General features: G+C 72.9%; 8 protein-coding genes. All 8 read left to right on the top strand.

All coding sequences use genetic code 11. The features are described 5' to 3' along the window. Nucleotides 1–160: 160 nt before the first annotated feature. The 8 genes from ACFWEJ_RS22810 to murC all read left to right on the top strand — a co-directional run bounded on the left by ACFWEJ_RS22810 (nucleotide 161) and on the right by murC (nucleotide 10,274). Complete coding sequence (locus ACFWEJ_RS22810) at nucleotides 161–409, top strand: hypothetical protein (RefSeq protein ID WP_377231471.1); 249 nt, start codon at nucleotides 161–163, stop codon at nucleotides 407–409. Nucleotides 410–596: 187 nt separating this feature from the next. Continuing rightward, on the top strand, nucleotides 597–2,174 hold the full coding sequence (locus tag ACFWEJ_RS22805; protein ID WP_377231470.1) for a UDP-N-acetylmuramoyl-L-alanyl-D-glutamate--2,6-diaminopimelate ligase: 1,578 nt from the start codon (nucleotides 597–599) through the stop codon (nucleotides 2,172–2,174). A gap of 70 nt (nucleotides 2,175–2,244) precedes the next feature. Next, the gene (gene murF / locus ACFWEJ_RS22800) at nucleotides 2,245–3,708 is read left to right on the top strand and encodes a UDP-N-acetylmuramoyl-tripeptide--D-alanyl-D-alanine ligase (RefSeq protein WP_377231469.1); all 1,464 of its coding nucleotides are present in this window, start codon (nucleotides 2,245–2,247) and stop codon (nucleotides 3,706–3,708) included. Further along, a complete protein-coding gene (gene mraY, locus ACFWEJ_RS22795) occupies nucleotides 3,705–4,787 on the top strand; it encodes a phospho-N-acetylmuramoyl-pentapeptide-transferase (protein ID WP_377231468.1) in 1,083 nt (360 codons plus the stop codon). Before murF ends, mraY begins: the two co-directional genes overlap by 4 nt. Continuing rightward, complete coding sequence (murD, locus tag ACFWEJ_RS22790; protein WP_377231467.1) at nucleotides 4,784–6,256, top strand: UDP-N-acetylmuramoyl-L-alanine--D-glutamate ligase; 1,473 nt, start codon at nucleotides 4,784–4,786, stop codon at nucleotides 6,254–6,256. Before mraY ends, murD begins: the two co-directional genes overlap by 4 nt. 20 nt (nucleotides 6,257–6,276) lie before the next feature. Continuing rightward, nucleotides 6,277–7,527 (top strand): putative lipid II flippase FtsW, encoded by a 1,251-nt coding sequence (gene ftsW / locus ACFWEJ_RS22785; protein ID WP_377231466.1) that lies wholly within the window; start codon nucleotides 6,277–6,279, stop codon nucleotides 7,525–7,527. A gap of 93 nt (nucleotides 7,528–7,620) precedes the next feature. Beyond that, nucleotides 7,621–8,775, top strand: a complete 1,155-nt coding sequence (gene murG, locus ACFWEJ_RS22780) for an undecaprenyldiphospho-muramoylpentapeptide beta-N-acetylglucosaminyltransferase (RefSeq protein ID WP_377231465.1) — start codon at nucleotides 7,621–7,623, stop codon at nucleotides 8,773–8,775. Beyond that, nucleotides 8,772–10,274: a UDP-N-acetylmuramate--L-alanine ligase gene (gene murC, locus ACFWEJ_RS22775; RefSeq protein WP_377231464.1), complete on the top strand. Its 1,503-nt coding sequence runs from the start codon at nucleotides 8,772–8,774 to the stop codon at nucleotides 10,272–10,274. The genes murG and murC overlap by 4 nt, the downstream gene beginning before the upstream one ends. The last annotated feature ends 112 nt before the right edge of the window (nucleotides 10,275–10,386 follow it).

Raw genomic sequence — 10,386 nt, 5'->3', positions numbered from 1 at the left:
GCGTAGACATTGTCTACGCTCAGCTAGCACACCCCGCTGCGTACGCTTTGCCCGGGCGTACCGGCGCTGGCAGCACATCTGGAAAGCGTGATAAAGACCGCAACTTTGTGTGCCTCAACGGCATGGCAGCGCTGTGAATACTCATTCCGTCGGAGGTTTGATGGTCTACCTGGTCTCTGCGTTCGAGATCGAAGTGCAGCCCGTCGACGGCGTCGGACCGGACGGCAACGACCAGGTCTCCCTGGAGTTCAGGGCGACCGACGGGGCTGGTCGGACGCTCTGGTTCGCGATCTTCAGGGGCGAGGACGAGTCTGCGGATGTGGCGCAGTTGACGATCGATCCACAGTCCCGTGCGATACCGCTGGCGGTCGTCGAGTGGGCGGTCGGTTTCGCTCGGACACACCTGTAGTCCGAATCGGTTTGGCGGCGCCGCGGGAATGTTCGTGGCGCCTCTGGGCGTGCTTTGTGGTTGTCGTCTTCCAGATCGGCAGATCACCGCACCTTTGCGCGAAAGACACCCGGACCACCCCACAACCACCACCCAAGGCCCACACCCAGGACGAGACCCCGTCCCCAGAGACGGTAGGTTCTTCTCCGTGACATCCCCGATCGACCGGATCCGACCGGCCGCCACGACAGCGCGTCAGGTCTCGGACCTCGCCGTCGCGTTCGGTCTCACCATCGCCCCAGGTCAGCCCGCTGACGCCGCGGTCACCTGCGTCGCCTCGGACAACCGGGTCGCGCAGCCGGGGGACCTGTTCGTGGCCCTGCCCGGCGCCCGGGCGCACGGTGCGCAGTTCGCCGCGGACGCCGTCGGGCGCGGGGCCACCGCGATCCTCACGGACGCGCGCGGGGCCGAGCTGATCGGGGCCGGCAGCACAGTTTCGGTCATCGTCGCCGACGACCCCCGCGGCATCCTCGGCCAGGTCGCCGCCTGGGTGCTGGGCAACCCCGCCGAGGACCTGATGACGTTCGGCGTCACCGGCACGAACGGCAAGACCACCACGACCTACCAGCTCGACCACCTGCTGCGGGCCCTGGGCTGGACGGGCGGCCTGATCGGCACCGTCGAGACGCGCTCCGGCGACCGCGTGATCGCCAGCACGCTCACCACGCCCGAGGCCGCCGACCTGCAGGCGCTGCTCGCCGCGATGCGCGAGGACCACGTGCGCACCCTCGCCATGGAGGTCTCCTCGCACGCCCTGGCACAGCACCGCGTGGACGGCATCGTGTTCGGCGTCGCCGGATTCACCAACCTGACCCAGGACCACCTGGACTTCCACGGCGACTTCGAGTCGTACTTCAACACCAAGGCCGACCTGTTCACGCCCGCCCGCGCCCGCCGCGGCGTCGTCACCGTCGACGACGCCTGGGGCGAGCGCATGGCCGAGGCCGCGCAGATCCCCGTCGCCACCCTGACCACGCTGCCGGACAAGGCCGCCGACTGGGTCGTGACCGACGTCGCGCCGTCCGGCACCGGGTCCGCCTTCACGCTGACGCATCACGACGGGCGCACGCTGCGCACCTCCACCTCGCTGCCCGGCGGCTACAACGTGGCCAACGCGGCCCTCGCCGTCGCGATGGTGCTGGAGGGCGGCTCGGACATCCGCGACGTCACCGACGCGCTGGCCGCCGCAGACGGCCTGAGCGCCACCGTGCCCGGCCGCATGGAGGTGCTGGCCACGGCCCCGCGCGTCGTCGTGGACTTCGCGCACAACACCGAGGCCCTCGAGCTCTCCCTCGCGGCACTGCGCCCGACGACGGAGGGCAAGCTCGCCGTCGTCTTCGGCGCCACGGGCGACCGCGACCCCGGGAAGCGCCCCTTCATGGGCGCGGCCGCGGTGCGCGGCGCCGACGTCGTCTATGTCACGGACGACGACCCGCACGACGAGGACCCCGCGAAGGTGCGGGTCGAGGTGCTCGCCGGCACCGGCGTCGCCGCGCCGGGCGGCACCGTCGAGACCGTGGACGACGACGGCTCGCGTACGGTGGAGGTCCACGAGGTCGCCCCGCGCGCGGATGCCATCCGCATCGCGATCCTGGCGGCCGGTCCGGACGACACCGTGCTGGTGGCGGGTCGCGGGCACGAGACGATCCAGGAGATCGCCGGCGTGGACCACGTGCTCGACGACCGGGTCGAGGCGCGCGCCGCGCTGGCGGCCCGCGGCGCGTGACCCGGCAGGCAGAGCAGTACCCAGCACGCGCAACCCCAGCAGGACCCACGCAGGAGAGGACGACACAGGCATGATCGAGCTGACTGCGGCACAGGTCGCCGCAGCCACCGGCGGGCGGCTCCACGCCGACCCGGACGTCACGGTCACGGGGGCGGTGATCATCGACTCGCGCGAGGCCGGGCCGGGCGCGCTGTTCGTGGCCCTGCCGGGGGAGCGGGTGGACGGGCACGACTTCGCGGCCCGGGCCGTCGCGGCGGGTGCCGCGCTGGTGCTGGCGGGCCGCGAGCTCGACGGTCTCCCGACCGTCGTGGTGGACGACCCGCAGGAGGCCCTGGGCGAGCTCGCCCGGTACGTGCTGGCGACGGTCCGCGAGGCGGCCGCCGACGGCGAGGCACCCCGGGTGGTCGGCGTGACCGGCTCGGTCGGCAAGACCACCACCAAGGACCTGCTGGGTCAGCTCCTCACCCCCGAGGCAGGCGAGGGCGACGACGCGATCATCGTCCCCACGGGCTCGTTCAACAACGAGATCGGCCTGCCGCTCACCGTCCTGCGGGTCACCGGGCGCACGCGCTACCTGGTGGCCGAGATGGGCGCCGACCACATCGGCAACATCGCCTACCTCACGCGCATCGCGCCGCCCGACGTCGGCGTCGTGCTCGCCGTGGGCGTGGCCCACGTGGGCCACTTCGGCAGCGTCGAGGCCATCGCGAAGACCAAGGCCGAGATGGTCTCCGGCGTGGTCGACGGCGGCACCGTGGTGCTCAACGCCGACGACCTGCGGGTCGCCGCCATGGCCGGCCAGGCCGCCCCCGGCACGACGCTGCGGACCTTCGGCACCATTCCGTCCGCCGACGTCCGCGCCGAGGACATCACGGTCGACGCCTCGGGCCGCGCGAGCTTCACGCTCCGCGTCGCGCAGGACGGCGCCACCGGCGAGCAGCGCGCCGACGTCGCCCTCCAGCTCGTCGGCCCCCACCACGTGAGCAACGCGCTCGCGGCCGCCACGGTCGCCCTGCGCCTCGGCGTGCCCGTGGCCGACGTCGCGCAGCGGCTGTCGGCGGCCACCGCCCGCAGCCCGCACCGTATGGCCGTCACCGAGCGGCCGGACGGCGTCACCGTGATCGACGACGCGTACAACGCGAACCCCGACTCGATGAAGGCCGCCCTGCGCACCCTCGCGGTCATGGCGGGGCGCACCCGCCGCTCCGTCGCGGTGCTCGGCGAGATGCGAGAGCTTGGTGACGGTGCGCGCGCCGCGCACGACGAGATCGGCCGCCTCGTGGTACGGCTGAACGTCAAGCAGCTCGTCGTCGTGGGCGACGGCGCCTATCACATCCATGAGGGCGCCATGCAGGAGGGGTCCTGGGGGTCGGAGTCGATCTTCGTGCCTGACCTGGACGCCGCCCGCACCCTGCTGGACGAGTCGCTGGAGCCCGGCGACGTCGTGCTCGTGAAGTCCTCGCTCGGCTCCGGACTCTGGGAGCTCGGCGACCACCTGTCGATGGCTCTGACCGCTAAGGACAACAACAAGTGATCGCGATCCTGGTCAGCGCCGCGGTGGCGCTGCTCGTGGCCCTGCTGGGCACGCCGGTCTTCATCCGGTTCCTGGTCCACAAGAACTACGGCCAGTTCGTCCGCGAGGACGGCCCCACGGGGCACTTCACCAAGCGCGGTACCCCCACCATGGGCGGCGTCGTCATGATCGCGGCCACCCTGGTCGGTGTCGCGGCCTCCATGCTGGTGTCGGGGCGGCTGCCGAGCGTGTCGGCGCTGCTCGCGCTGTACCTCATGGCGGGCCTCGGCCTGGTCGGGTTCCTCGACGACTTCACCAAGATCCGCAAGCAGCGGTCGCTCGGCCTGACGGCGCGCGCCAAGCTGATCGGCCAGGGCATCGTCGGCATCTCGTTCGCCGTGCTCGCGCTGCAGTTCCCCAACGAGAACTCGCGCACCCCGGCGTCGACCAAGATCTCGTTCCTGCGCGACACCGAGTTCGACCTGGCGTTCGCCGGCGCGACCGTGGGCCTCATCCTCTTCGTGATCTGGGCCAACCTGCTGGTCTCCGCCTGGTCCAACGCGGTGAACCTGACCGACGGCCTGGACGGCCTGGCCACCGGCGTCTCGATCATCACCTTCGGCGCCTACGTGCTGGTGGGCATCTGGCAGCTCAACCAGTCGTGCCAGTTCCTGGCCACGGCCGGACCACGGTGCTACGAGGTGCGCGACCCGCAGGACCTCGCGATCGTCGCCGCCGCCGTCACGGGCGCCTGCGTCGGCTTCCTGTGGTGGAACGCCAACCCCGCCAAGATCTTCATGGGCGACACCGGCTCGCTCGCCCTGGGCGGCGCCCTGGCCGGCCTGTCGATCCTGAGCCGCACCGAGCTGCTGGCCGTCCTCATCGGCGGCATGTTCGTGCTCATCGTCTCGTCCGTCGTGATCCAGGTGGGCTTCTTCAAGATGACCGGCCGCCGCGTGTTCAAGATGGCGCCGCTGCAGCACCACTTCGAGCTGTCCGGGTGGGGCGAGGTGACCATCGTCATCCGGTTCTGGCTCATCGCGGGCCTGCTCGCCGGACTCGGCATGGGCATCTTCTACGCCGAGTGGGTGGCCTCGTGACCGAGGCCGACACCTACGGCACGGTCGAGCCGCGCGTCCCCCTCGGGGAGGCGCGCGTCGTCCTGGCCGGGCTCGGCGTCACCGGCCGGTCGCTCCAGCGGGTGCTCGAACCACGCGTGGCCTCCCTGGTCACCGTGGACGACAAGGCGCACGACGCCGACCACGGCGCGCTCGACGCCGACGGCGCGGCCGCCGTCCTCGCCGGGGCCGACCTGCTCGTCGCCTCGCCGGGCTTCCCGCCGCACCACCCCCTCGTCGCCGCGGCCCTCGCCGCGGGCGTGCCCGTGTGGAGCGAGGCCGAGCTCGCGTGGCGCCTGCGCGCGAACCGCCTGGGCACCGACGAGCCGGCCGCGTGGCTCGGGATCACCGGCTCCAACGGCAAGACGACCACCGTCGAGATGCTGGCCGCGATCCTGCGGGCCGCGGGCCTGCGCACCGCCGCCGTCGGGAACGTGGGCCGCTCGCTGGTGGAGGCGGCCATGGACCCCGCGCTCGACGTGCTCGCCGTGGAGCTGTCCAGCTTCCAGCTCCACTTCACGCACACCATGTCGCTCCAGGCCGGCGCCGTGCTGAACGTGTCCGCCGACCACCTCGACTGGCACGGCTCGCTCGCCGCCTACACCCGCGACAAGGGCCGCATCTTCGAGCGCGTCCAGGTCGCCTGCGTCTACAACGTCGCGGACCCGACCACCGAGGACCTCGTGCGCGAGGCCGACGTCGTCGAGGGCGCCCGCGCCGTCGGCTTCGCGGTGGGCACGCCCGGCCCGGGCGACCTCGGGCTGGTCGACGACGTCCTCGTGGACCGCGCCTTCCACGCCGACCACGACGACCCGGACCGCCGCAAGAGCGCCGCTGAGCTCGGCACGCTGGCCGACCTCAAGCAGCTCGGCGACCACAACGGCGTCGTGCCCACGCACATCGTGGCGGACGCCCTGGCCGCCGCAGCGCTGGCCCGGGCGCACGGCGTGCCCGCGTCCGCCGTCCGCGACGGCCTGCGGTCCTTCGGGCCCAGCGAGCACCGCATCCAGCGGGTCGCGGAGGCCGGCGGCGTCACCTACGTGAACGACTCGAAGGCGACGAACGCGCACTCCGCGGCCGCGTCCCTGGCGGGCTTCGCCCACGGCACGGTCGTGTGGATCGCCGGCGGCCTGGCCAAGGGCGCCACGTTCGACGACCTCGTCTCCTCACGTGCGGACCGGATGCGCGCCGCCGTCGTGATCGGGGCCGACCCGGGACCGCTGGCCGACACGCTGGCCCGACACGCGCCCAAGGTCCCGGTTGTGGTGATCGATCCCGGTGACACTGAGACCGTGATGCGCAGGGCGGTGACGGCCGCACGCGATCTCGCCCAGGCGGGCGACACCGTGCTGCTGGCCCCGGCGGGCGCGTCGCAGGACCAGTTCGTCTCGTACGCCCAGCGCGGCGAGGAGTTCGTCCGCGTGGTGCGTGACCTCACCACCACGCGCTGAGCGCGGGGAGGGGGCAGGGGATGGCCACGACGACGACCACCAGCCGCAAGGCGCCCGACCGGAAGGCGCCCGACCGCCCGTGGCTCGGGCAGTGGAACTCGACGGTGACCAGCTACTACCTCCTGGTGGGCACCACCGGCCTGCTGACCGTGATCGGCCTGATCATGGTGCTCTCCAGCTCGACGGTGACCTCCATCGCGGAGGGCCAGTCGCCGTACGCGGCGTTCCTGGTCCAGGCGCAGTACGCGCTGATGGGCCTGCCCGTGCTGCTGGTCGCCGCCCACCTGCCGATCCGCTGGTACAAGCGGCTCGCGCTGCCCGCTCTCGTGGTGGCGCTCGGTCTGCTCGTCGCGGTGATCTTCCTCGGCTCCATCCGCAACGGCCAGCAGAACTGGCTCGAGCTCGGCCCGTTCTCGTTCCAGCCCTCGGAGCTGGCCAAGCTCGCGCTCGCGGTCTGGCTCGGTACGGTGCTGGGCCGCAAGCAGGCGCTGCTCGGGAGCTGGTCGCACTCGATCCTGCCCGCGGTGCCCGGCGCCGTCGCCGTCATGGGCCTGGTGCTCGCCGGTGGCGACCTCGGCACGGCGCTGGTGATGGGCCTGCTCGTGGCCGGCGCCTTCCTGGTCGCGGGCGTGCCGCTGTCCCTGATGGGGCTGGGCAGTGCGCTGGCGGCGTTCGTGGTCGGGTACGTGTTCATCCTGCAGCAGGGGTCGGGCGACCGGCTCCAGCGCATCATCGCGACCTACGGCGCCGAGTGCGACGAGACCTCGGAGTGCTACCAGTCCCTGCACGGCCTGTTCGGCCTGGGCACCGGCGGCCTGTGGGGCGTGGGTCTCGGCGGCAGCCGTGAGAAGTGGAACTACCTGCCCGAGGCGCACAACGACTTCATCTTCGCCGTGATCGGCGAGGAGCTCGGCCTGTTCGGCACGGTGCTGGTGCTCGCGCTGTTCGCCGTGCTGGGACTGGCGATGAGCCGCGTGATCCAGCGGCACAAGGACCCGTTCGTCAAGGTGACCACGGCCGCCGTCGGCTGCTGGATCGTGGGCCAGGCGTTCGTGAACATCGGCGTGGTCATCGGGGTGCTGCCGGTGATCGGCGTGCCGCTGCCGCTGGTGTCCGCGGGTGGTTCGGCGCTGATCACCACGATGGCCGCGCTCGGGATGGTCATATCCTTCGCCCGGACGGAACCGGGGGCTGCCAAGGCCCTCGCTGCACGCGGTAGCGTCGTCCGCAAGTCACTGGCCGTGCTGGGCGGCGCGGTCCGGAGACGGTAGAAATGTGCACGGCGGCCTGATCTGTGACCAGATCCTGCACGGCAGGCCGCGTCGCGATCGATTCGCCCGGGCCCGGGCGACGACGAGAAGGTGATGATGAGCTCAGCAGTTGTGTCGGTGGTGCTTGCCGGAGGCGGCACCGCGGGACACGTGAACCCCCTGCTCGCGGTGGCCGACGAGGTGCGGCGCCGGGAGCCCGGCGCGCGCGTGCTCGCGCTCGGCACCACCACCGGCCTGGAGGCCGACCTCGTGCCGTCGCGCGGCTACGAGCTGCGCCCGATCCCGCGCGTGCCGCTGCCGCGCCGCCCCAGCCCTGATCTGCTGCGGCTGCCGGGCCGGCTGACGGCCGCGGTGCGCGCCGCGGAGGACGCGATCGACGAGATCGACGCGCAGGCCGTGATCGGGTTCGGCGGGTACGTCGCCACCCCGGCCTACCTCGCGGCCAAGCGCAAGGGCGTGCCCATCGTGATCCACGAGCAGAACGCCCGGCCGGGCCTCGCCAACCGCCTCGGCGCGCGGTGGGCCTCGCGCGTGGGCCTCACCTTCGCCGGCACGCCGCTGCGCGGCGGCATCCTCACGGGCCTGCCGCTGCGGCAGGCCATCGCGGGCCTGGTCCAGGCGCGGGAGGCCGACGCCGCGGGCGTACGCGCCCGGGCCGCCGCCGAGCTCGGGCTGGACCCCGCGCTGCCCACCCTCGTGGTCACGGGCGGCTCGCTCGGCGCCCTGAGCCTGAACCGGGCCGTCTCGGGCGCCGCCGCCCAGATCCTCGCGGCCGGCGCGCAGGTGCTGCACCTGACGGGCAAGGGCAAGGCCGACGAGGTGCGTGAGACGGTCGCCGGCGTCGACCCCGCGCGCTATCAGGTGCGCGAGTACCTCGAGCAGATGGAGCACGCCTACGCCGTGGCCGACCTCGTCGTCTGCCGCTCCGGCGCCGGCTCCGTCGCCGAGCTGGCCGCGCTCGGCATCCCCGCCGTCTACGTGCCGCTGCCGATCGGCAACGGCGAGCAGCGGCTGAACGCCGCCCCGCTGGTCGAGGCCGGTGGCGGCCTCCTGGTGGACGACGCCGACGTCACGCCCGCCTGGGTGGCCCAGAACGTTCCCACGCTGCTCGCGGACCGCGAGCGGCTCGGTGTCATGGCGAAGGCCGCGGGGTCGGCCGGCACCAGCGACGGCGCGGCTCGTGTCGTCGATCTCGTCGAGCAAGCCGTACGGTCAGCAGGTACCGACACCACGGAGGTCAGGTCATGAGCACCACGGTCACGGATCAGATGACGGATCAGGTCGCGAAGCTCGGCCGCGTCCACATGATCGGCATCGGCGGGGCGGGCATGTCCGTCGTCGCACGGCTGCTCGCCGGGCGCGGCGTGGCCGTGCAGGGCTCCGACGCCGCCGAGTCGGACACGCTCGCCGCGCTGCGCGCCGAGGGCGTCCAGGTGTGGGTCGGCCACGACCCGGCCCACCTGAGCGGCGTCGACACCGTGGTGATCTCCAGCGCCGTGCACGAGGACAACCCGGAGCTGTCCGCCGCCCGGTCCCGCCGTCTCAACGTGCTGCACCGCTCCCAGGCCCTGGCCGCGCTGATGGAGGGGTCGCGCGGCGTCGCGGTCGCGGGCGCCCACGGCAAGACGACGACGTCGGCCATGGTCGCGACGATCTTGCGCGAGGCGGGGCTCGACCCGTCGTACGCGATCGGCAGCACGGTGCGCACCGCCAACGGCTCGACGCCGGGCGGCCACCTCGGTTCGTCCGACGTGCTCGTGGCGGAGGCCGACGAGTCGGACGGCTCGTTCCTCAACTACACGCCCACCATCGCGGTGGTGACCAACGTCGAGGCCGACCACCTGGACCACTACGGCACCCCGGAGGCGTTCAACGGCGCGTTCATCCGCTTCGCGCGCCGCCTGGTGCCCGAGGGCTGGCTCATCGCCTGCGCCGATGACGAGGGCTCGCTGTCCGTGGGCGCCACGATCTGCGCCACCGGCGGCCACGTCATCACCTACGGCACCAACGACACCGCCCGCGTGCGGGTCACCGACATCTCCACGACGCCGGAGGGCACCACGGCGGTGCTGCGCGGCGACGTGCTGGGCACCAACGAGCAGGTGGCCGACGGCGCCGGCGTGTCCGGCACGGTGCCCGGGATCCTCATGCGCCTGTCGGTCCCGGGTAAGCACAACGTGCTCAACGCGACCGCCGCCGTGATCGCGTCGGTGCTGCTCGGCGTGCCCGCCGAGCAGGCGGTTGCCGGGGTCGAGGCCTTCATCGGCACGGGCCGCCGCTTCGAGGAGAAGGGCCGGGCCGACGGCGTGCTCGTCATCGACGACTACGCCCACCACCCCACGGAGATCAAGGCCGTGCTGACCGCCGCCCGCGAGATCGCCGACGGCGGCCGCGTGCTCGTGCTGTTCCAGCCGCACCTGTACTCGCGCACCAAGACGTTCGCCGACCGGTTCGCGCAGGAGCTGTCCGCCGCCGACGAGGTGGTGGTCACGGACATCTACGGGGCGCGCGAGGAACTCGACCCGACGGTCACGCCGAACACGATCGTCGACCTCATGACCGACCACGGCGCCGCCTACGCGGTGCCGGACCGCCTCGACGCCGCGCACGTGATCGCCGAGCTCGCCCGGCCGGGCGACGTCGTGCTCACGGTGGGCGCCGGCGACGTCACCCAGCTCGGGCCGGCCGTCCTGGCGCGCCTCGCGGGCCGCGTGGCGACCGGTACGCCGGGGCTGGGCGAGGACTGATGCGCCCGCCCGCGCGCCCTCGCGCCGCGGGCACGGCACGGCCGCGCCCGGCGGACCAGGGCGCGGCCGCACAGGACCAGGCCCGGGAGGACCGGGCCGCTCGTGACGAGGC

Origin of the sequence: Promicromonospora sp. NPDC060204 (assembly GCF_042728455.1) — a bacterium.
Lineage (GTDB): Bacteria > Actinomycetota > Actinomycetes > Actinomycetales > Cellulomonadaceae > Promicromonospora.
Note: the sequence above shows the minus strand (reverse complement) of the source record. Positions and strands in the feature narration are given on the sequence as shown.

Bases quoted from the DNA above. Each gene is read 5' to 3' on its own strand.
- murG (WP_377231465.1), top strand. From the start codon at position 7,621: ATGATGAGCTCAGCAGTTGTGTCGGTGGTGCTTGCCGGAGGCGGCACC.
- ACFWEJ_RS22810 (WP_377231471.1), top strand. From the start codon at position 161: ATGGTCTACCTGGTCTCTGCGTTCGAGATCGAAGTGCAGCCCGTCGAC.
- murC (WP_377231464.1), top strand. From the start codon at position 8,772: ATGAGCACCACGGTCACGGATCAGATGACGGATCAGGTCGCGAAGCTC.
- murF (WP_377231469.1), top strand. From the start codon at position 2,245: ATGATCGAGCTGACTGCGGCACAGGTCGCCGCAGCCACCGGCGGGCGG.
- ftsW (WP_377231466.1), top strand. From the start codon at position 6,277: ATGGCCACGACGACGACCACCAGCCGCAAGGCGCCCGACCGGAAGGCG.